Annotated in this window: 18 protein-coding genes; 6 read left to right on the forward strand and 12 right to left on the reverse strand. The window is 68.8% G+C overall.

Annotated features, from left to right (window positions below; all coding sequences use genetic code 11):
* Positions 1-200: 200 nt before the first annotated feature.
* The 4 genes from fabF to fabD all read right to left on the reverse strand — a co-directional run bounded on the left by fabF (position 201) and on the right by fabD (position 3782).
* Positions 201-1463, reverse strand: coding sequence for a beta-ketoacyl-ACP synthase II (gene fabF / locus HNR01_RS00135; protein ID WP_183665914.1), 1263 nt, complete (start codon positions 1461-1463; stop codon positions 201-203).
* Positions 1464-1581: 118 nt separating this feature from the next.
* The gene (locus tag HNR01_RS00140; protein WP_003599981.1) at positions 1582-1818 is read right to left on the reverse strand and encodes an acyl carrier protein; all 237 of its coding nucleotides are present in this window, start codon (positions 1816-1818) and stop codon (positions 1582-1584) included.
* Between the two features lie 261 nt (positions 1819-2079).
* The gene (fabG, locus tag HNR01_RS00145) at positions 2080-2820 is read right to left on the reverse strand and encodes a 3-oxoacyl-[acyl-carrier-protein] reductase (RefSeq protein ID WP_017482619.1); all 741 of its coding nucleotides are present in this window, start codon (positions 2818-2820) and stop codon (positions 2080-2082) included.
* Positions 2821-2849: 29 nt separating this feature from the next.
* Complete coding sequence (fabD, locus tag HNR01_RS00150) at positions 2850-3782, reverse strand: ACP S-malonyltransferase (protein WP_017482620.1); 933 nt, start codon at positions 3780-3782, stop codon at positions 2850-2852.
* A 288-nt stretch (positions 3783-4070) separates the two neighbouring features.
* Between fabD and HNR01_RS00155 the strand changes: the two genes are divergently transcribed.
* Positions 4071-4400 carry a hypothetical protein gene (locus HNR01_RS00155; protein ID WP_017482621.1) on the forward strand — a complete coding sequence of 110 codons (330 nt, stop codon included), beginning with the start codon at positions 4071-4073 and terminating at the stop codon, positions 4398-4400.
* A 69-nt stretch (positions 4401-4469) separates the two neighbouring features.
* Here the strand turns inward: HNR01_RS00155 and HNR01_RS00160 are convergent, their stop codons facing one another.
* Positions 4470-5666 carry an aminotransferase class I/II-fold pyridoxal phosphate-dependent enzyme gene (locus HNR01_RS00160; protein WP_183665916.1) on the reverse strand — a complete coding sequence of 399 codons (1197 nt, stop codon included), beginning with the start codon at positions 5664-5666 and terminating at the stop codon, positions 4470-4472.
* A gap of 368 nt (positions 5667-6034) precedes the next feature.
* Positions 6035-7108: a hypothetical protein gene (locus HNR01_RS00165; protein WP_183665918.1), complete on the reverse strand. Its 1074-nt coding sequence runs from the start codon at positions 7106-7108 to the stop codon at positions 6035-6037.
* Positions 7109-7420: 312 nt separating this feature from the next.
* Here HNR01_RS00165 and HNR01_RS00170 point away from each other — a divergent pair, with 312 nt between their 5' ends.
* Positions 7421-7579 (forward strand): hypothetical protein, encoded by a 159-nt coding sequence (locus HNR01_RS00170; protein WP_183666423.1) that lies wholly within the window; start codon positions 7421-7423, stop codon positions 7577-7579.
* A 71-nt stretch (positions 7580-7650) separates the two neighbouring features.
* On the opposite strand, the gene HNR01_RS00175 is transcribed toward HNR01_RS00170, so the two are convergent.
* Positions 7651-9015, reverse strand: coding sequence for an RsmB/NOP family class I SAM-dependent RNA methyltransferase (locus HNR01_RS00175; protein WP_183665920.1), 1365 nt, complete (start codon positions 9013-9015; stop codon positions 7651-7653).
* 89 nt (positions 9016-9104) lie between these two features.
* Between HNR01_RS00175 and HNR01_RS00180 the strand changes: the two genes are divergently transcribed.
* A complete protein-coding gene (locus HNR01_RS00180; protein WP_026105248.1) occupies positions 9105-9344 on the forward strand; it encodes a DUF1674 domain-containing protein in 240 nt (79 codons plus the stop codon).
* Positions 9345-9420: 76 nt separating this feature from the next.
* On the opposite strand, the gene HNR01_RS00185 is transcribed toward HNR01_RS00180, so the two are convergent.
* Positions 9421-10191 carry an NAD kinase gene (locus HNR01_RS00185; RefSeq protein WP_183665922.1) on the reverse strand — a complete coding sequence of 257 codons (771 nt, stop codon included), beginning with the start codon at positions 10189-10191 and terminating at the stop codon, positions 9421-9423.
* A 103-nt stretch (positions 10192-10294) separates the two neighbouring features.
* Here HNR01_RS00185 and cutA point away from each other — a divergent pair, with 103 nt between their 5' ends.
* A complete protein-coding gene (gene cutA / locus HNR01_RS00190) occupies positions 10295-10621 on the forward strand; it encodes a divalent-cation tolerance protein CutA (RefSeq protein WP_017482628.1) in 327 nt (108 codons plus the stop codon).
* Between the two features lie 65 nt (positions 10622-10686).
* Here cutA and HNR01_RS00195 read toward each other — a convergent pair whose 3' ends face one another.
* Positions 10687-10848 (reverse strand): hypothetical protein, encoded by a 162-nt coding sequence (locus tag HNR01_RS00195; RefSeq protein WP_017482629.1) that lies wholly within the window; start codon positions 10846-10848, stop codon positions 10687-10689.
* Positions 10849-11268: 420 nt separating this feature from the next.
* Between HNR01_RS00195 and HNR01_RS00200 the strand changes: the two genes are divergently transcribed.
* Positions 11269-11697 carry a PilZ domain-containing protein gene (locus tag HNR01_RS00200; RefSeq protein ID WP_183665924.1) on the forward strand — a complete coding sequence of 143 codons (429 nt, stop codon included), beginning with the start codon at positions 11269-11271 and terminating at the stop codon, positions 11695-11697.
* A gap of 239 nt (positions 11698-11936) precedes the next feature.
* On the forward strand, positions 11937-13415 hold the full coding sequence (gene zwf, locus HNR01_RS00205; RefSeq protein ID WP_017482631.1) for a glucose-6-phosphate dehydrogenase: 1479 nt from the start codon (positions 11937-11939) through the stop codon (positions 13413-13415).
* 6 nt (positions 13416-13421) lie between these two features.
* Here zwf and rocF read toward each other — a convergent pair whose 3' ends face one another.
* The 3 genes from rocF to pepN all read right to left on the reverse strand — a co-directional run bounded on the left by rocF (position 13422) and on the right by pepN (position 20141).
* Positions 13422-14348 (reverse strand): arginase, encoded by a 927-nt coding sequence (rocF, locus tag HNR01_RS00210; protein ID WP_183665926.1) that lies wholly within the window; start codon positions 14346-14348, stop codon positions 13422-13424.
* Between the two features lie 604 nt (positions 14349-14952).
* Positions 14953-17313, reverse strand: a complete 2361-nt coding sequence (locus HNR01_RS00215) for a PAS domain-containing sensor histidine kinase (RefSeq protein ID WP_183665928.1) — start codon at positions 17311-17313, stop codon at positions 14953-14955.
* Between the two features lie 197 nt (positions 17314-17510).
* The gene (gene pepN / locus HNR01_RS00220; protein ID WP_183665929.1) at positions 17511-20141 is read right to left on the reverse strand and encodes an aminopeptidase N; all 2631 of its coding nucleotides are present in this window, start codon (positions 20139-20141) and stop codon (positions 17511-17513) included.
* Positions 20142-20206: the final 65 nt, after the last annotated feature.

A 20206-nucleotide genomic window follows, 5' to 3' on the forward strand; every position in this document is an offset into this window, starting at 1 on the left:
TCGCGGCGCCCCGCTCAGATAACCCTTTCCCGTTCGCCGGGTGGGAGCCGAGCGTTCGACGGGCGGAACCTTGAGCGTTTCTCACAAAGTCTCCGCCCGGCCGTGGACCGGGCGTTTTGCGAGGCAGTGTAAGCCGTTTTGTGGCGAAATGGCGTTGACTGCGGCGGGTTCGCCACATGACGCCCGCGCTTTGAAGGCCGTCAGGCGACCCGGCGCATCAGCAGCGAGGCGTTGGTACCGCCGAAGCCGAAGGAGTTCGAGAGCACCGTATCGACGCGCTTGCGCTTGGCCTCGTGGGGCACGAGGTCGATGGCGGTCTCGACCGAAGGGTTGTCGAGGTTCAGCGTCGGCGGCATCACCCCGTCGCGGATCGCCAGCACGGAGAAGATCGCCTCCACCGCGCCGGCGGCGCCGAGCAGGTGGCCGATCGCCGACTTGGTGGAGGACATCGACGCCTTGGAGGCGGCGTCACCGAGCAGGCGCTCCACCGCCTTCAGTTCCAGCTCGTCGCCCAGCGGCGTCGAGGTGCCGTGGGCGTTGATGTAGTCGATCTCGGCAGGATCGATGCCGGCCCGCTTCACCGCGGCCTTCATGCAGCGGTAGCCGCCGTCGCCGTCCGGAGCGGGCGAGGTGATGTGGTAGGCATCGCCCGACAGGCCGTAGCCGATCACCTCGGCATAGATCTTCGCGCCCCGCGCCTTGGCGTGCTCGTACTCCTCCAGCACGACGATGCCGGCACCCTCGCCCATGACGAAGCCGTCGCGGTCCCGGTCGTAGGGTCGGGAAGCCTTGGTCGGCTGGTCGTTGAAGCCGGTGGAGAGCGCGCGGCAGGCGGCGAAGCCCGCCAGCGACAGCCGGTTGACCGGCGCCTCGGTGCCGCCGGCCACCATCACGTCCGCGTCGCCCAGCGCGATCAGACGCGAGGCATCGCCGATGGCGTGCGCACCGGTGGAGCAGGCGGTGACGACCGCGTGATTCGGGCCCTTCAATCCGTGCTGGATCGAAACCTGCCCCGACGCGAGATTGATGATGCGGCCGGGAATGAAGAAGGGCGAGATGCGCCGCGGCCCCTTCTCGTGGAGGGTGACGGAGGCGTCGTAGATCGTGCCGATGCCGCCGATGCCCGAACCGATCAGGACGCCGGTGGCCTCCTGATCCGCATCGGATTTCGGGTGCCAGTCGGCGTCGTCGAGCGCCTGGCCGGCGGCGGCCATGGCGTAGACGATGAAGGGATCGACCTTGCGCTGCTCCTTCACCTCCATCCACTGGTCGGGGTTGAAGGTGCCGTTGGAGCCGTCGCCGAAGGGCAACGTGCAGGCGATCCGGCAGGCAAGATCATCGGTCTGGAAGGCGGTGACCGCGGAGGCGCCGCTGTCACCGGCGATGAGGCGGCTCCAGGTATGCTCGACGTTGCCACCCAGCGGCGACACCATCCCCAGCCCTGTGATCACCACCCGACGCATTGTCCGATCCCAATGATCCGCTGTCCTAAGAAGGACTCTTCCGTCCCGAAGGACCTTTGGTTCAACGCAATAGTGGCGCGCGGGGTCTCATCGACCCCGCCCGCGCGAGGACACCGCCTCAGGCGGAGTTCTTCTCCAGGAACTTGATCGCGTCGCCGACCGTCTGGATGGTCTCGGCCGCGTCGTCCGGGATCTCGACGTTGAACTCCTCCTCGAACGCCATCACCAGCTCGACGGTGTCGAGGCTGTCGGCGCCGAGATCGTCGATGAAGTTGGAGGCCTCGGTGACCTTCTCAGGCTCGACGCCCAGGTGCTCGACGACGATCTTCTTCACGCGCTCGGCGATATCGCTCATCGTTGTTGGTCCTCGTCTTCTCGATCGTGATGGTGTGTGCTTCTGACGAAAGCGCCGTGGCCGCCTTCCCGCTCCGGGGATTTTTCTGGACGGCCGGTGTTCGATCGCGCGTGGTTTGGAAAAGCCGCAACCCGCTGAACCGTCAACTCCCCTGCACGGCTGAGCCGGGTGTTAACACAGGGTTTCCGCTCTGGCGAGGGGAGGTTCAGAAAGCGTTCATCGCCGTGGTTTTCCGGTTGGAACAGCCCTTTGTGGACATTCTCAGTACATCGCCATGCCGCCATTGACGTGCAGCGTCTGTCCGGTCACGTAACCCGCTTCTTCCGAGGCCAGATAGACCGCCGCCGCCCCGATCTCGGCGCCGGTGCCGAGCCGGCCCGCGGGGACGCGGGTGAGAATCGTCTCGCGCTGCTTCTCGTTCAACGCGTCGGTCATCGCCGACGCGATAAAGCCCGGCGCGATACAGTTCACCGTGATCCCGCGCGTGGCGACCTCGGCCGCCAGTGCCTTGGTCATGCCGACGAGGCCCGCCTTGGCGGCGGCGTAGTTGCCCTGTCCCGGATTGCCGGTGGCGCCGACGACTGAACCGATGCCGATGATGCGTCCGTAGCGGCGCTTCATCATGCCTCTCAGCGCGGCGCGCGACAGGCGGAAGGCGGCGGTGAGGTTGACGTTGAGAACCGCCTCCCACTCCTCGTCCTTCATCCGCATGAAGAGGTTGTCGCGGGTGATGCCGGCATTGTTGATCAGGATGTCGAGCCCGCCGAGCGCCGATTCGGCGGCCGGCAGCAGAGCCTCGACCGCGTCCTTGTCCGCGAGGTTGGCCTCGACCACGGCGACGCGTTCGCCGCCCAGTTCCGCCGCCAACTCGTCGAGAACCGCACGGCGGGTGCCGGACAGCGCGACATGCGCACCCTGAGCATGGAGCGCCCGGGCAATCGCTCCGCCGAGGCCGCCGGTCGCGCCGGTGACGAGGGCCTTGCGGCCGGTGAGGTCGAACATGGTGTCGGCTCTTCTGATCGGGAAAGGGATCAAGCGTAGGCGGCGACGTCGTCGGGCGTGCCGATCGCGCTCGCGGCGGCACTCGGCGCGATGCGCTTGACGAGGCCGGTCAGCACCTTGCCGGCACCGAGTTCATGGAAACGGTCGACGCCGGCCTCGGCCATGGCGGCGACGCTTTCGGCCCAGCGCACGGTGCCGGTGACCTGAGCCACCAGCGCGTCGCGGATGGTGTCCGGCTCGGTGAGCGGACCGGCGGTGACGTTGGCGTAGACCGGAACCACGGGCGCCTTCATCGCCACCTCGGCGAGGGCGCCGCGCATCGCCTCGGCCGCCGGCGCCATCAGGGCGCAGTGGAACGGAGCGGAGACGTTCAGGAGCACGGCGCGCCGCACGCCGCGCCCTTGTGCCAGCGCCATCGCCCGCTCGACCGCCTCCCGGTGTCCCGAGAGCACGACCTGACCCGCGCCGTTGTCGTTGGCGACGTCGCAGACCATACCCTGCGCCGCCTCCTCCGCGATGTCGCGTGCGGTCGCGAGGTCGGGCCCGAGCAGGGCGGCCATGGCGCCGACCCCCGGCGCGACCGCCCGCTGCATTGCCTCGCCGCGGATGCGCAGCAGACGGGCGGCGTCGGCGATCGAGAAGGTGCCGGCGGCGGCGAGGGCCGAGTACTCGCCGAGGGAATGGCCGGCGACGAAGGCCGCGTCACGCTTGAGATCGAGGCCGCGCTCGGCCTCCAGGGTGCGCAGCACCGCGAGACTCGTCGCCATCAGCGCCGGCTGCGCATTGGCGGTCAGGGTCAGTTCCTCGGACGGACCCTCGAACATCAGCCGCGACAGGTTCTGGCCGAGCGCCGCATCGACCTCCTCGAAGACCTGTCGCGCGGCCGGGGACGCCTCGCTCAGCGCCTTGCCCATACCGACCGCTTGGCTGCCCTGTCCCGGAAAGATGAAGGCTCGCGTCATGACGTCCCGTCGCCTCGGCACCGGGACGAGTGCCCCGGCGCATCGGGGTCGCGCCCGCCGTCACGCCGCACGCGGGCAGCCACGAGACGGACTGCCGCTGGCCGGGATCGTCGGGAGACCCTGTTTAAGGTGCGGCGCAGTCGCATCACGTGCGGCAACTGTCAACAATGCGCTGCACAAGACCGGATCGGCGAAAAAAGCCAAGCTCGGCCGTGAATTACCGGTGCTGCCGGCAGAACCCTGCGCGCTTCCGCGCATTGATTCGAGAGGCTTCGCGAGAAACCCGCCATGTTCCGCACGACCTTTCCTCAGGAGGCGGTCGGGCACGCCCATGCCCTGATCGGCGCCTACGAAACCGCCCATACCGGTCTTGCCCGGATTTCGCAGGAGTTCCGCCGCGACCTGCGCGTCGCGCTCGACCGGCTCGGGCCCGGTGCGCTGCCCTATCTGCGTGTCATCCGCAGTGATCTCGAGGGCCGCACCCTCGAAGCCCGGGCGACGTGGCCGCTGTGGATCGACCGGTTGACCGATCCGATGATCGACCGCCGGCTCATCGCCTCCCGCGCCCTTCTCGACGCCGTCGAGAGAGAGGCGGATGCTCGCGGAATGCGTCTCTAGAATTGGCTCCGGGGGCCGGCGGCCGGTCCGCGCGCGTCAGCGCTCGGAGAGTTTGGGGTCGAGCAGCGACTAGGCGGCGGCGCGCAGGCGTGGCCGGCGCGAGGGGGCCGACGTATCGGCTCGTGCCAGGTCGAGCGCGGCGGCGACGCAGGATGCGGCCCGCGCGATCTCGGCGTCGGAATGTCCGGCGGTGACGTGCAGACGTAGGCGGCCAGTGTCTTCCAGCGCGGCGAGATCGGCCAGCAACCCGAGGTCGGACAAGTGGTGCGCGACCCGCCGGGCACGCTCGCCGAAGCCGATCTCGACGGAGACAGAGGTGCAGGGTTCGCCGCAGACGCTCATCGCGCGATCGCGCAGGGCCGTGCGCAGGTTGAGAACGTTGCGCATCAGCCGGGCGCGCCGCTCCCGCCCCTCGGCCGCGTCGATGACGGCGAAGGCCTTGAGGATCACGGCAATCTGAATCGGCGAGAGTGCCTGGAGGGCGGCCTCCCCGACGCGCAGGCACGCCGTCACGGCGCGGGTGCGCGCGGCCACGAAACCACCGTTCGAGGCGAAGCTCCTCGAAAAGCTGCCCGTGACGAGATCGGCCCTGCCCAGCATGTCCTGGAAGCCGAGATGGCCGCGCCCGTCCTCTCCGAGGCAGCCGAGATCCTGGGCGACGTCGACGAGGAGCGTCGCGCCGTGCGCGTCGCACGCGGCCCGCAGAGCGGCGAGGTCCGGCGTGCCGGAATCGAGCGGAGACAGGCTCTCCGTGACGACGAGGATGCCGTTTCGCGCGTCTTGGGCGCGAATGGCCTGGAGACGGTCGCGGCAATGATCCGCATCGAGGTGGCGGAACGGCTGGATGTTGTCCGCCGCCTCCTCGGCATCCTCCCGCAGGCCGCCGCGGATGGCCGCATCGATCACCACGTGGTCGGCCGGGCGCACGAGGCCGCGGATCACGGTCCGGGCGGCGGCGCGTCCGGTCGGGCAGAGCAGCGCCGCCTCCATCTGGAGGAAGTCGGCGATCCGGCGCTCCAGGGCGACGGCGAGGCCGGGATCGCCGGCCTCGGGCGCGGCGCAGACGCTGCGCACGCCGAACCGGCGCAGGATGTCGCCGGCGGCGGCGACGATCTCCGGGTGGGTGGAGAGGCCGAGGCAATCCTGCGAGGCGAAGTCGAGTCCGCGCAGAGCGTGATCGTCGCCGAGGGCCGGGGAGCCCGGAAGGCGGCGGACGCCATCCGTGCGATCCTGGATCGTCGCGTCGGTCTGCTCACGATGTCTCATGCCATCCCGTCCGGTGCCGCGTCGTTACAGGCATGACTGTCGGTCGGGCCGACTTGCCATCGCGTTAAACGGCGCCGGTGTAGGAAAAATGCATCAGCGCGTATTTAACGAATTGCTTCTTTCAGCAATTTGAGGGGCGTGCCGACTTTGCGCGCGGTCCAAGATATCGATGTGTGGATTTGGTAAACTTATCGAAACGTGAATGGAGCGTTCCGCAGATCTTGCGCCCGGTGTTTCGCGCGCCGCGCCCGTCGGCTGCGGCCCCGTGCCGAACGGCGGGCGTCACCGGGCAGGAAAGCCGTTCGAGGGTGCCCCTCGCGCGAAGGGCACCCTCGTAAGCTTCGCTCGAAACGCGAGGCCGGCCCCGGTCAGATCACCGGAACGCTGCCCAGGCCCGCATCGGTCGCGTAGCCTGCGCCGTAGAGCGCGCTGTGGGCGAAGTAGTAGACGCCGAGGAACAGCATCAGGGCGCTGGCATAGTAGACCGGGGCGAGAACCACGTCCCGGCGGGTGGCGGGCACCCGGGCATTGTCGGCCGCGATGGCGATCAGGACCGCGATGATGCCCGAGTGGCCGATGGCGTCGATCTTACCGAATTCGACGATGGCCGAGACGAACACCGCCGTCAGGATGATCGCCGAGGCGCGGCGCACCAGGGGTGTCCAGATCAGGGCGAAGGCCAGGGTGAACTCGATGACGCCGGCGGCCTGCATGAAGAGTTCCGGCGAGGCGCCCATCGTCATGCCGGGCTTGGCGGCGATGAGCGGATCGGTCCAGTGGGGGTAGGCCCACTTTTCGACGGATGCCCACATCAGCGTGATCGCGGCGGCGATGCGGACTACGTCGATGGGGCGTTGGCCGAACAGGGTGCGATCCAAGGCGGTCAGTGCCAGGAAGGCGGCCACGCCGAGGAAGACGGGATAGTCGGCGAGATGGAAGACGCCGTAATTCCAGACCGCGAAACCGAACAGGAACACGATACCGGCGGCGGTGAACGGCAGGGTGCGCTTCCAGAGAAGGCCGCCGGCCATGGCGAGTTGCAGCCACGGGATCCAGGCGACGTCCGTCTTCAGCTCCGGTGTCAGGATGATCCCGCCGAGGTTCCACAGCGAGACAAGGAAGAACCCCATCACCGCCCGAACGATCAGGGCGCTGTTGACCCGGGCCAGCGCCGTCACCCGGTCGAGCGCGTTGAGGATTGCCGTGCCGAGCGGCGTACCCTCGGTCAGGCAACCGAACATCAGGCAGAGGAGGGCGAGGCCGGTCAGCCATTCGAAGTCGGTGCACAGCACCTGCTCGAGACCGCGCGGCTGGCCGGCGACATCGAAAGCACAAAACCATTTGACGTGAGCGCTGGCGGCTCCCGTCCCGGCGAGAAGAAAGCTTGCTGCGCCTGCAAGCATGACGGGAGAGCGCACCCAGAAGCTGGACACGGAAGTCATGGGGCCGCCGAAACGGGAGGACAGTTCGTTGTGTGAGAAATATCTAACTGAAGTTGAGTGAGCTTGCTAAGGTTTTGTTTACACACTTAAACGAATGGTTAACAGGTCTCATCTAACACACGTTATGACCGGTGACGGCGCCTCGAGGTAGTTTGTCCTTGGCTATCCTTGCATCCGCCAGATCAGGCTGGGGAGAGCGGGGACAGCGGGGATGCGCCGCCCCGCGCGACGCGCGCATTAACGCCCGCCGAGAAGTTGGGGTGACCGCTGGAGCGGCGCCGTGCAGATCGCTGATCGGGGGGATGGATGATTGTGCTGCTCAGTCTCGTGAGCCTGTCCTGCGGCGTCGTGCTGGCCGGCCAAGCGGCGCGCTACCCCGATTGGACCGCTCAGCTCGAGATGGCCGGCGGCCTCTCTCTCGTGACGGGGCTCGCCACCGTCGGCGTCGGCCTGAAGGTCTTTTGCTACTGAGGGCGTGACGATGGGGCATGGCGCGGCCACGGTGCCCGCGCGCCCCGGATCACGGGATCACCGGTCCGGGCTCATCCCCGCCGTCGCAGCAGGCTCGCGAAGAAGCCGTCGAGGCCGCCCGCCCGGCCTGTACCGCCGGCCAGATGGCTCGGCAGGGTGCGCAGATCGCCGGACGCATCGATCAACTCGGCGTGGCCGGCCAATCGCTCGGGGGTCAGGGCGATCCGCTCGAAATCCGGGTTGCGGTTCAGGAAATCAGCGACCTGGCCGCCGCCCTCTTCGGGCTCCAGAGAACAGGTGCAGTAGACGAGACGCCCGCCCGGGCGCGTCAGACGCGCGGCCTTGTCGAGGAGCCGGCGCTGGAGGCCAGCGAGACGGATCACGTCGGTCTCGCTCTTCGTCCAGGCGACATCGGGATGGCGGCGGATCGTGCCGGTCGCCGAACAGGGAGCATCGAGCAGTACCGCGTCGAAAGGTGCATCTTCCGGCAGTTCCAGCGCATCGGCCGTCACCACCTCGGCGGAGAGGCCGAGACGTTCGAGGTTGCGGCCGAGCCGTTCCAGCCGCGCGGCCGAGCGGTCGACGGCCGTCACCGTCGCGCCCGCCGCCGCGATCTGCGCCGTCTTGCCGCCCGGCGCCGCGCAGAGGTCGGCGACGCGCTCGCCCGGGCCGGGTGCAAGCAGCCGGACCGGCAGGGCGGCAGCGGCGTCCTGCACCCACCAAGCGCCCTCCGTGTAGCCGGGAAGCTCGGCGACCGAGTCCCGCACCTCGGCAAGACGGATCGATCCGAGATCGAGGCGGAGGCCGCCGAGCCGGTCGGCCCACGTCTCAAGATCGCGCGGGACGGTGAGATCCACCGCCGCGCCCTCCAGATGGGCGATGGCGATGCGATGCGCCGCCGCCTCGCCGTAGGTCGTCCGCCATCGATGGGCGAGCCAGTCCGGGGTGTTGTGCGTGAGCGGATCGCCTTCCTGCGCCCGGATCGCCTCGCGCTCGCGGGCGATTCGACGAAGCACGGCGTTGACGAGGGGCGCGAGGTGCTGGAGCTGTGGATCGGCCTTGGCGAGGCGAACGGAGAGATCGACGGCGGCATGATCGGCCACCGCGAGGTCGAGGATCTGCGCCGCGCCGGTCACCAGCAGGGCGAGAAGGTGGGGCCGATCCTCCGGAACGCCGTCGCGCAGGCGAGCGGCGAGCGCCGCCTTGATGAAGCCGAGGCGGCGGAAGCTCGCCGTGGCGATCGCACGGGCCAGCGCAGCCTCGCCGGGCTCCAGCCGCGCACCGCGCCCCGCCTGGGCGAGAGCATCCTCGAGTGCGAGGCCGCGAGCGGGTCCGAGCAGGGTCGCCACCGCCTCGCGCGCGACGTGGCGTGCGGCGAGGCCCGGTACGGTCGGGTCGAAGGCGGGGGGCGTGCGGCGGTTGTGGGGTGGTGCCACGTGGTAAAGGCCGTTCTCAGCGAATAGGGGTCGGCGGGGGCTCGCCCCGGAGCCGATGCAGTCACATCTGTCGGCAAGGGATGCAAGCGATGAAGGAGATCGGCATGACGCAGGCGGATGCTCAGGACGCGGTCGAGCCATCGGGCGCGGCGCCGCGCGCCCTGACCCCGGCGGCGCAGCGGGCGCTGGCGGAGGCGGCCGAGCGCCGCGCGGCCATCGACGCCCGGGCAGCCAGGATCGCCGAGCGGCCGGAGAGGCTGGGACGCGGCGGTCTGGAGCCGGTCCGCTACGAGGATTGGGAGGTGAAGGGGCTCGCCAGCGATTTCTGAGGCGGTGTCCGCCTGATTGCAGCAGACACCGCATCGGAGCCTGCGCGGGCATCCGGCCGAACGCTGGCGAACCCGATCAGCCGAACTGCTCGCGCAGGATGCGCTCCTCCAGGCTGTGCCCTGGATCGTGCAGCAGCACGAGGTTTGTGGCGTGATCGAGCCAGGTCTCTACCGTGCAGACCCGGCGGAACTCGGTGTGATCGGCCACCGCCGCGACGGGGCGGTGTTCGGCGTCGATCACGTCGATGCGGATGCGGGCGTAGTTCGGCAGCAGCGCACCGCGCCAGCGCCGGGGCCGGAAGGCTGAGATCGGCGTCAGCGCCAGGAGATGCGCGTTGAGAGGCAGGATCGGCCCGCCGACCGACAGGTTATAGGCGGTCGAGCCGGCCGGCGTGGCAGCGAGGATGCCGTCGGCGATGAGTTCCGGCAAGCGTACATGGTCGTCCACCGAGACCCGCAGCTTGGCGGTCTGGTGGGTCTGACGCAGCATGTAGACTTCGTTGATCGCCCGCGCCGTGTGGCTGCGTCCCTCCGTATCGGTGGCGATCATCGTCATCGGGTGAATCGTCGACCGCTTGGTCGCCTCGAGACGGTCGAGCAGCCCGTCCTCGCGGAACTCGTTCATCAGGAAACCGACGGTGCCGCGATTCATGCCGTAGATCGGCTTGGGCGCGTTCATGAAGCGGTGCAGCACCTGCAGCATCAGGCCGTCGCCGCCGAGCGCCACGACGACATCCGCGTCCTCAGGCGGAACATGGTCGTAGCGGCGCATCAGCAGGTCCGCCGCCTCCCGCGCCTCGGCCGTGGGGCTCGCCACGAAGGCGATCCGTGAAAAGCGACGCGGCATCCGTGCTGTCAGCCCTGTTGACGGGAAGAGGCCGAGCCGGTCTCACTCGGGGCATGTGCCGGGCACCCGAGTGGGCACCGGCCTGCCGAGGGAGAGCCATAGCATGGAGCGCCCGCTCCTCGTCTACACGACCTTTCCCGATGCCGCGATCGCGCTGGAGGTCGGCGAGGCGCTCGTGCGCGCGCGTCTCGCGGCCTGCGTGAACGTGATCCCGGGAATGCAATCGGTCTACGCCTGGAAGGGCGCGGTCGAGCGCGGCACGGAGGTGGTCGCCATCCTCAAGAGCCGCGAAGGCTTGGCCGACGCTCTCGCGGCCGAATTGAAGCGGCGCCACCCCTACGAAACGCCGATCATCCTGCACCTGCCGGTCGCCGATGCCGATTCCGACACCGCCGCCTGGATCCGCGCGGAAACCGGCTTCGTCTCATAGCGCCGACATGCGAAGGGCGCGGACCCCTCGACGGAGCCGCGCCCTCAAGTCGTCGGTCGGGCGCCTCAGGCGCCGACGAGGGGTGAGAGCCCGCGCTGCTGACGGGCGATGCTCGCCTCGTAGCGTTCGGCCTGCAGCCTCGTCAGGCCCGATACGAGGGCCAGTGACCCGCGATAAACGGTATAGGTACCGTCATGGGTCGGTTTCACGCGGATGAGCTCGGACATGGGACCGCTCCCTGCCAGGGGTCAAACATCGAACGCGTCACGATGGGAGTACGTTAATCAGCTGTTCATGGCTTGCAAGCCGGTTCGAGCTCTGCTTCACGAACTATTTTTGTTGCGCCGCAAGAAGAGCCGGCTCGTTTTGCAATGCGACAAGCATCGCAGATAGCCCCTTCGACGGATCGATCGGCGTGCAGATCTCGCGTCCCGGCGTGCTCGTGGGCAATATCGAGCGCGTAAGTGCTCGCGGCCGCTGCGATATCAAGAACAAGGATTCTGTCGGGAGTGCGTTCTCTGATAAAGATGTGATCGGAGTCGTGTGGGCTTTTCGCTTGGCGAAAGGATGGGCGAACCGCGCTGCACATCTTGCATCAACACTTTCGCGATAGCGTGGGTCTCGAGACGCCTCATGCCGTGGCCCCTATGCCGAGCCCTCCTTCACCTGTTGCCGGTTTCCCGTCGGAGCTGACGTCGGAAGACGGCTCTGCAGAGGTCGATATTTCTCCCATCGCGCGGCGCGAGGAGCGGACTGCCACCAACTGGATCGCACTGATCCGCTTGTTCGACGGCACCGAGATACCTTGCAACATCAAGGACATCTCGAAGTCCGGAGCGAAGCTCGGCGTTCCCGAGGCGTACATCCTCCCGGCCTCGTTCATGCTCAGGATCCTGGGCCGGGACTTCGTGCTGCGGGTCACTCTCGCCTGGCGCAGGGGCAACTACGCCGGTGTCCGCATCGACCGCATCGCCAAGCTGCCGGTAGCCGAGGAGAAGAAGGCCGCGAGCTCCGATCAGCCGACGCCGAACTACAGCTCCATCGGCTCGCGCCGGAGCCGCGACTTCTCCGGCTGACGCGATCGCCCCTGGCTCCGGCCGTGAAGGCGTCTTGAGCGTCGGTCCGCTTGTTGCCCGTGAGCGACGATCGTTTGTTCGGCAGCGCACTTGCAAGGCGTCACTGCGAACCGATAACCCACCGTGCCGGACGCCGATGGGTGCTCCGTCAGACGATCGGGTGAGAGGCGCGGACTTGCAGGGATGCTGTCCCGCGCGCTTCTGCGCCTCGAACCCCGCGCGAAACATGGGAGCCGCGCTTGGCCACCATCATCCCCGTCTCGCCCTTCGACTACGTCGTGTTCGGCGCCACCGGCGACCTGACCCAGCGCAAACTTCTGCCCGCCCTGTACCAGCGCTACCGCGACGCCCAGATCCCCGAGACGAGCCGCATCATCGGCGCCTCGCGCAGCCACATGACGCTGGAGGAATTCCGGGAGCATGCCCGGGACGCCTTGAAGAGCTTCGTGCCGCCGGCCGAGATCGACGAGGCGAAGCTGGCAGGCTTCCTCGATCACCTGTTCTACGTGGCGGTCGACGCCCTCGGCGACGACGGCTGGGACGAACTGAAGACCCTACTCGACGAGCGGCCAGACCGCATCCGGCCCTACTATCTGGCCACCTCGCCCGACCTCTACGGCTCGATCTGCCGCAACCTCGACCGTCACGGGCTGATCGGCGAAAACAGCCGGGTCGTTCTCGAGAAGCCGATCGGCAAGGATCTGAAATCGGCCCGCGCCATCAACGACGCGGTCGGCGCGGTGTTTCCCGAGAGCCAGATCTTCCGCATCGACCATTATCTCGGCAAGGAGACGGTGCAGAACCTGCTCGCCCTGCGCTTCGCCAACACGATCTTCGAGCGGCTCTGGAACGCCGACGTGATCGACCACGTGCAGATCACGGTCGGCGAGACGGTCGGCGTCGAGGGACGCGGCGGCTACTATGACACCTCGGGCGCCCTGCGCGACATGGTGCAGAACCACATCCTCCAGCTCCTCTGCCTCACGGCGATGGAGAGCCCGATCTCGCTCGACGCGAATTCCGTGCGGGACGAGAAGCTGAAGGTGCTGCGCGCCCTCAAACCGATCACCGCGGCCGACGTGCAGGCCGTGACGGTGCGCGGGCAGTACGCGGCCGGCGCGGTCGGCGGACGGCCCGTCGAGGGCTATCAGGCCGACCTCGGCAGCGACGCCGCGAGCCGCACTGAGACCTTCGTCGCCCTCAAGCTCGAGGTCCGCAGCGGACGCTGGGCCGGCGTGCCGTTCTACGTCCGCACCGGCAAGCGGCTGCCGAAGAAGCTGTCCGAGATCGTGGTGCAGTTCCGCGCCTCGCCCTTCTCGATCTTCCCCGCCGACGCCTTCGGGCGCGAGCCGAACCGCCTCGTCATCCGGCTCCAGCCGGAGGAGGGCATGAAGCTCGAAGTGATGACCAAGGATCCGGGGCCCGGCGGCATGCGCCTGCGGCCGACCAACCTCGACATCTCCTTCGAGGAGACCTTCAAGCAACGCTATCCCGACGCCTACGAGAGGCTGCTGATGGATGTGGTGCGCGGCAACGCCACCCTGTTCATGCGCCGCGACGAGGTGGAGGTGGCCTGGGCCTGGGCGGACACGCTGCTCAAGGCCTGGGCCGACCGCCCCGAGCCGCCGCGCCCCTACGCCGCCGGAAGCTGGGGGCCGACCGCGTCGATCGCCCTGATCGAGCGCGACGGCCGCACGTGGCACGAGGAGATCGGCTGACGCCGCTCACGCCTCCAGCGGCGGCACGTTGGTCGGCCGGTCGATGATGCGGCGGCCGAACAGGCTCGCCACCAGTTCGACGAGCACCCGGGCGCTGCGTCCCCGCTCGTCGAGGAACGGGTTCAGCTCCACCACGTCGAGGGAGCCGACCAGCCCCGAATCGCACAGCATCTCCATGATGAGATGCGCCTCGCGAAACGTCGCCCCGCCCGGCACCGTCGTGCCGACACCGGGCGCGATGGTGGGATCGAGGAAGTCCACGTCGAAGCTCGCGTGCAGGTGACCGTTCTCGGCCGCCACCCGGTCGAGGATGCGGCGCAGGGGCGCCACGACGCCGAACTCGTCGATGGTGCGCATGTCGACGACGTTCACCTGCCGCTGCGTGACGATGGCCCGCTCCCCGGCATCGATGGAGCGCAGGCCGAACAGGTGGACGCGGCGCGGATCGAGCCGCGGGCGCGGGCCGCCGTCGAACAGCTTGTCGAAGCCGGGCTCGCCGCACAGGGCCGCGAGGGGCATGCCGTGGACGTTGCCGGAGGGCGACGTCTCCAGGGTGTTGAAGTCGGCATGGGCGTCGAGCCACAGCACGAAGAGCGGTCGGCTGGTGCGACCGCAATGACGCAGGGCCCCGTCGATCGAGCCGAGCGACAGGCTGTGGTCGCCGCCGGCGACGACGGGCAGGCTCGCGCCATCCAGGGCCTTTTCCACGGCGTGCGAGATCTCGGTCATCCAGGCGCGGATCGCCGGGAGGTCGCGTTGGCCCGGCGCGCAGCCGGGGGCCAAGTCGCCGCCGTCGCGGACGGTGAGCCCGAGCTCCTGCAGCACCCGCACCAAACCCGCAGTCCGCAGGGCGGCCGGCCCCATCACGGCTCCGGGCTCGCTCGTGCCGATCTCGATCGGAGCGCCGATGATCTCGATGATGGACGAAGGCATGGCCGCTTCCCTTTGGCAGGAGGGGACGTGAACGACGCCGGCCCGGGCGCCGCCGCGATGCCGCTTCGCGCCGCACCTGGCCGACGCGTCATTGTGGTGCGAAGCGCGACGGGACAATAACGATGGCTCGAACGTCCCGGTCACCTCCAATGGTCCCACCGATCGCCGCCGGAGGGGACCCACCGGGACGGATGTTCGGGTGTGCCGCCTGACGGGCACCTGCCCGCTTTCGGCGGACGGGATCCATCTCGGAGATGCGGCCGTGGGCCCGTCCGGTCCTACCCATCTTCCTGTCCTCGTCGGGTGAGGCCGTGGATTGCCGGATCCTTATCGGCGGAAGGGGCACCCATCACCGCGCGGAATGGCGACAGCGACGAGGAAGCGGGCAAGAGCGGCCTTTCCTGTCCGGGCCGCGACGGTGGGACCCGAGCTTCGGGTCGGTCGCGGAGCAAGGCGCCCGCGCCGGGGGCGGCGGCGCGCGGGATACCCGGTCAGGGATGGGTCGGGGCGCGCGGCGTATCCACATCGACCGTAGCCGGATCCGCGACGCTCCCGCCGGGCGGGCGAACACCGACCGGAAGCAGTCGGGCGATCAGGGCGATCGTTAGAGTGACGCGACCGCGTCGGCTCTGGCCCGCGTCGCGCCGGCCAGTTCGCCGATCGCCGTGACCGCGTCCCGCTCGGCTTCCCGGCCGATCTCGGCCAGACGGTCCGGAGTCGGCATCGGCAGCCGGACGAGCACCAGCGTGCCGACTCCTTCCTCGGAGCGGATGCGCAGCGAGCCGCCATGCAGCTCGGCGGTGGAGCGGGCGATAGCGAGGCCGAGGCCGGAGCCCTTGTAGCTGCGGGTGAGATTGGTCTCGACCTGCTCGAACGGTCGCCCGAGCTTGGAGATCGCCGTCTTCGGGATGCCGATGCCGGTATCGCCGATGAACAGATGGGCGAAGCCGTTGCAGGACCGTCCGCGCAGCGCGACCCGGCCGCCCTCGGGCGTGAACTTCACCGCGTTTTGGATGATGTTGAGCAGGATCTGCTGAAGCGCCCGCTCATCCGCCAGGACGCTCAGGGTCCCGGCCAGCTCGATATCAATGGAGACCGACTTGCCCGCCGCCTCCTTGGCCACCAGCGTCACCGCCGAGGCGATCGCCGTGTCGAGGTCGATGGTGCGGCGCACGAGCTTCACCCGCTTGGCCTCGATGCGCGACATGTGCAGGATGTCGTCGATGACGGAGAGCAGGTAGGTGCCGCTCTGCTGGATGTCGCGGCAGTAATCGGCGTAGCGGGGCGAGCCGAGCGCTCCGTAGACCTCGCTCTCCATCAGTTCGGCAAAGCCCATGATCGCGTTGAGCGGCGTGCGCAGCTCGTGGCTCATGTTGGCCAGGAACTCGGACTTGGCTTGGTTGGCGATCTCGGCGCGGGCCTTCTGATCGAGGTGGCGCTCGGCGAGGTCGGCGAGTTGCTGCGTCTGGGTTTCCAGGGTGCGCCGGGAGCGCTTCAGATCCTTGACCGTCCCGATCAGCTCGCGCTCGGAGGCGACGAGCTGCTCCTGATGGCGCTTGAGACTGGTGATGTCGGTGCCGACCGAGACGTAGCCACCATCCTTGGTGCGGCGCTCACTGACCTGAAGCCAGCGTCCATCGGTGAGCTCGACCTCGAACGTGCGCGAGGTGCCGCGCTCCGGACCCGGGATGCCCCGGCGCACCGGGGGGAGGGCGCCTTGCCCCATGATCTCGTCGTAGCGGCGGCCCGGCACCGCATCCTCGCTCGACAGCGCGTGCAGGTCGCGGAACTTCGAATTGCACAGCACCAGCCGGTTTCCGGCATCCCACAGCACGAAGGCCTCGGAAATTGCCTCCACCGCGTCGCGCAGGCGCATGTCGGCTGTGGCGGTGAACTCGGCGAGACGGCGCTGCTCGGTGACATCCATGGCGATGCCGACGAGGTGGCGGCTGCCGTCGGCCGGATCCTCCACGATCTCGGCACGGGTGCGCAGCCAGATCCATTCGCCGGAGGCGTTGCGGATGCGGAACTCGTGATCGACCGTGGCGTGGCTCGCGGCGAGATGGCGGGCGAGGCTGTAGAGATCGCCGTCCTCGGAGTGCAGCAGGGCGTTCACGTCGCCGAAGGAGAGCAGGTCCTGCTCGGGAGTGTAGCCGAGCAAGGCATACATCGAGTCGGACCAGAAGATCGTGCCGCGGGCGATGTCCCAGTCCCACAGGCCGCAGCGTCCGCGCCCGAGCGCCGTGTCGAGGCGCTGCTTGACCAACTCGCAGACCTCGTCGGCGGCCTGCGCCCGCTGTGTCTGAAGGATGTAGGCGGTGGCCATTCCCGCCAGCACGAGGCCGATGGCCGAGAGCGAAACCGCGTGATGTCCGAACATCCGCCACCAATCGGCGGTGATCGGCTCGAACCGCTGGGCGACAGCGACTTGGCCGGTCGCATCGGCCAAGCGTCGCGCCGCAACGACCGCCTGTCCGCCGCCCTGGAGGTTTACCGTCATGGCCCCGGCACTCTCGCCGAGGATGGCGATGGGTTCTCCTTCCGCGAGATAGCTGGCGAACGTGTCGGCCGGTGCCGGATGAGGATAGGCAGCGCGAATCCGGCCGGAGGGGCCGATCACCAGGATTTCGCAGCCCGCCGGCAGGAGGTGGACGGGAAGCACGCGCTCGAGCCGCGTCTCGGCGGCGGCCGCCTCGTTCGACAGCGACAGGGCTGCGAGGCGCGCGAACGCTTCGACCTCGCGGGTGGCCACGCGCATCGCCTGATCGTGGCGTCCGCGCATCTGCAGGGCCGCGACGCCCAGTAGCGTCAGCATGAAGACGATGAGCAGGGCCGGAAGCGCGTAGCGAAGCCACGTCTCTGCCCGCATGAGACGCGCCTGCGCGGTGCCGGTCGTACGCTGGATCCCGAGGATCGTGTCCGCACGCGCGCGCGCGGACAGGGACGCGGAAACCGCCCCCGACATATCGCCACCTCTGCACTGTCTGGAAGCGGCGCCTCGACCTGGGTCGCGCCGGTTGTCTCGAATCGTATTCATATTGGACATCGCCGAGGGACGTTTGTCCACGCGGTTTTTGAGACTGGCCGTTGACTCGGCGGGGCGTCTCGACGGTCGTTTTGGCGACGGCGAGTCGCCGAAACGCTTTCTCAACAGAGTGTTAACTAGCCGGCCACGCTCCGTGTCGCGATGTCGGACACATCGCGAGAAAGTCCGGGCGTGGCAACGATGCGACGCAGGGCGGCCTCGGCTACGGCCCGGCGTCCCGGTTCCAGGCGGCGCCAGGGTCCGAAGGCGGTCATGAGGCGCGCGGCGACCTGCGGGTTTGTGCCGTCGAGGGCCAGCACCATCTCGGCCACGAGGCCGTATCCGGCGCCGTCCGGACGGTTGAACTGGGTCGGATTGGCGAGGCTGAAGCTGCCGATGAGGGAGCGCACGCGGTTCGGGTTGGTCATGGCGAAGGCCGGGTGGCTCTGGAGTCGGCGGATCCGCGCCACCGTCCCGTCCTCGGGAATCATCGCCTGGATCGCGAACCACTTGTCGAGGACGAGGGGCTCGTCGGCGTAGCGCTCGGCGAACGCGGTCAGTGCCGCCTCCCGCGCCTCGCCCGGCAGGAGCGCGAGCGTTGCGAGCCCGGCGAGCCGGTCCGTCATGTTCGTCGCCGCCTCGATCTGCGCCTCCGCGAGCGCCGTACCGGCCTGCGCGTCGGCGGCGGCGATCAGGTCGAGTGCGGCATTGCGCAGAGCTCGCCGCCCCGCGGCGGCGGCGTCCGGCGAGAAGGGGGTGCCTGCCGGCTCCGCCAGCGTCTCACGCAGGCTCATCAGGCGTTCGCGCAGGCCGGTTCCTAGGCGGCGGCGCAGTGTTTGGCGCGCGGAGAAGATCGCGTCGGGGTCGGTCTCCGTTCCGATTTCGTCGGCGAGGTCGCCCTCGCTCGGCAGGGCGAGGATCTGGGCGGCGAAGGCCGGATCGTGCAGTGCCTCCGCGTCGAGGAAGGCACCGAGCGCGGCGACGAATGCGTCGGCGGTCTCGGTGGATTCGCCGCGCACCTGCCTCGCCATCAGGCCCAGGGCGACGCGCTGGGCCGCCTCCCAGCGGTTGAAGCTGTCGGGATCGTGGCGCAGCAGGGTCAGGCGAGCCGCGTCGTCGAGGGAAGACGCCACGCGCACCGGCGCCGAGAAGGCACGAAACAGCGAGGGAACGGGCTCGGCCGCCACATTCTCGAAGGTGACGGCATCCTCGGCCGCCTCGAGCACGAACACGCCGGCCTCGACGCGCTCGCTCGTCGCTGCGTCGAGGGGGCCGTCGCTGCCGACGAGTCCGAGGCGGATCGGGACGACGAGGGGCGGGGCATCTGCCCCGGCGCCGGGCCGCGTCTGCCGGAAGGCGAGGCGGTAGGTCTGGGCCGACGCATCGTAGCTGCCGGAAGCGGCAACCCGCGGTGTCCCCGGCCGCTCGTACCACTCGGCAAAACGCGAGAGGTCGCGGCCCGACGCCGCTTCGAAAGCCTCCAGAAAATCCTCGACGGTCGCGGCCTTGCCGTCGTTCTCGGCGAAGTAGCGGTCCATTCCGGCGCGGAACGCCGCGTCGCCGATCAGCGTGCGCAGCATCCGCACGATCTCGGCGCCCTTCTCGTAGACCGTCGCCGTGTAGAAGTTGTTGATCTCGGCATACTGCTTCGGCCGCACCGGGTGGGCGAGGGGGCCGGCATCCTCCGGAAACTGGCGGGCGCGCAGGTTGCGCACCTCGGCGATCCGGTGGACGGCGCGCGAACGCATGTCGGAGGAGAATTCCTGGTCGCGGAAGACGGTCAGGCCCTCCTTCAGACAGAGCTGGAACCAGTCGCGGCAGGTGACGCGGTTGCCCGACCAGTTGTGGAAGTACTCGTGGGCGATGATCGCCTCGATCGCCGCGTAATCCGCGTCGGTCGCGGTCTCAGGCGAGGCGAGCACGTATTTGTCGTTGAAGATGTTGAGGCCCTTGTTCTCCATCGCCCCCATGTTGAAGTCGGAGACGGCGACAACGTTGAACACGTCGAGATCGTAGGCGCGCCCGAACGCCGTCTCGTCCCAGGCCATCGACCGCTCGACGGCGTCAAGGGCGTAGGCGGCCCTGTCGCCCTTGCCCGGCTCGACATAGACCGCGATCTCGACCCTGCGCCCCTCCATGGTGGTGAAGTCCTTGGCGACGCGGTCGAGCCGCCCGCCCACCAGTGCGAACAGATAGGCGGGCTTGGGCATTGGATCGTGCCAGACGGCGTAGTGCCGCCCCGTCCCCGGCACCGCGCCCGCCTCGCTCGGATTGCCGTTGCCGAGCAGGATTGGGGCAGCCTCCCGCTCCGCCTCGATGCGGGTGGTGTAGATCGAGAGCACGTCCGGCCGGTCGAGGAAGTAGGTGATCCGCCGGAAGCCGTCGGCCTCGCATTGCGTGCAGTAGACGCTGTTCGAGCGGTAGAGGCCCATCAGCCGCGTGTTCGCGGTCGGATCGAGCCGTGTCTCGATCCGCAGGGTGAAGGGGCGTTGCGGAGGCGTGGACAGCGTCAGGCTCGACGGATCGGCCCGGTAAGCGTCCGGTCCGAGGGCCTGCCCGTCGAGCTCCAGGGCGAGCAGGGTGAGGTCGTCGCCGTCGAGAACGAGGGGCGCGCCCGGACGGCCCACCGGATTTGGGCGCAGCGCCAGCGTCGCGGTTACGCGGGTGTCGTGGGGGTCGAGGCGTATGTCGAGCTCGACCCGGTCGATCAGGTGGTCACTCGGGCGATAGTCCTCGAGGCGGACGGTCGGGGGCGTCTCGGTTCGCATCGGGCAGGGCTCTCGCCGTCGGGAAAGGATCTCGCCTTCTAGAGGCGATCCCCGGCGAGCGGAAT

The sequence above is a fragment of the Methylorubrum rhodesianum genome (genome assembly GCF_014199985.1).
Taxonomy (GTDB): domain Bacteria; phylum Pseudomonadota; class Alphaproteobacteria; order Rhizobiales; family Beijerinckiaceae; genus Methylobacterium; species Methylobacterium rhodesianum.

Bases quoted from the DNA above. Each gene is read 5' to 3' on its own strand.
- fabF (WP_183665914.1), bottom strand. From the start codon at position 1,463: ATGCGTCGGGTGGTGATCACAGGGCTGGGGATGGTGTCGCCGCTGGGT.
- HNR01_RS00140 (WP_003599981.1), bottom strand. From the start codon at position 1,818: ATGAGCGATATCGCCGAGCGCGTGAAGAAGATCGTCGTCGAGCACCTG.
- fabG (WP_017482619.1), bottom strand. From the start codon at position 2,820: ATGTTCGACCTCACCGGCCGCAAGGCCCTCGTCACCGGCGCGACCGGC.
- fabD (WP_017482620.1), bottom strand. From the start codon at position 3,782: ATGACGCGAGCCTTCATCTTTCCGGGACAGGGCAGCCAAGCGGTCGGT.
- HNR01_RS00155 (WP_017482621.1), top strand. From the start codon at position 4,071: ATGTTCCGCACGACCTTTCCTCAGGAGGCGGTCGGGCACGCCCATGCC.
- HNR01_RS00160 (WP_183665916.1), bottom strand. From the start codon at position 5,666: ATGAGACATCGTGAGCAGACCGACGCGACGATCCAGGATCGCACGGAT.
- HNR01_RS00165 (WP_183665918.1), bottom strand. From the start codon at position 7,108: ATGACTTCCGTGTCCAGCTTCTGGGTGCGCTCTCCCGTCATGCTTGCA.
- HNR01_RS00180 (WP_026105248.1), top strand. From the start codon at position 9,105: ATGAAGGAGATCGGCATGACGCAGGCGGATGCTCAGGACGCGGTCGAG.
- HNR01_RS00185 (WP_183665922.1), bottom strand. From the start codon at position 10,191: ATGCCGCGTCGCTTTTCACGGATCGCCTTCGTGGCGAGCCCCACGGCC.
- cutA (WP_017482628.1), top strand. From the start codon at position 10,295: ATGGAGCGCCCGCTCCTCGTCTACACGACCTTTCCCGATGCCGCGATC.
- HNR01_RS00195 (WP_017482629.1), bottom strand. From the start codon at position 10,848: ATGTCCGAGCTCATCCGCGTGAAACCGACCCATGACGGTACCTATACC.
- HNR01_RS00200 (WP_183665924.1), top strand. From the start codon at position 11,269: ATGCCGAGCCCTCCTTCACCTGTTGCCGGTTTCCCGTCGGAGCTGACG.
- rocF (WP_183665926.1), bottom strand. From the start codon at position 14,348: ATGCCTTCGTCCATCATCGAGATCATCGGCGCTCCGATCGAGATCGGC.
- HNR01_RS00215 (WP_183665928.1), bottom strand. From the start codon at position 17,313: ATGTCGGGGGCGGTTTCCGCGTCCCTGTCCGCGCGCGCGCGTGCGGAC.
- pepN (WP_183665929.1), bottom strand. From the start codon at position 20,141: ATGCGAACCGAGACGCCCCCGACCGTCCGCCTCGAGGACTATCGCCCG.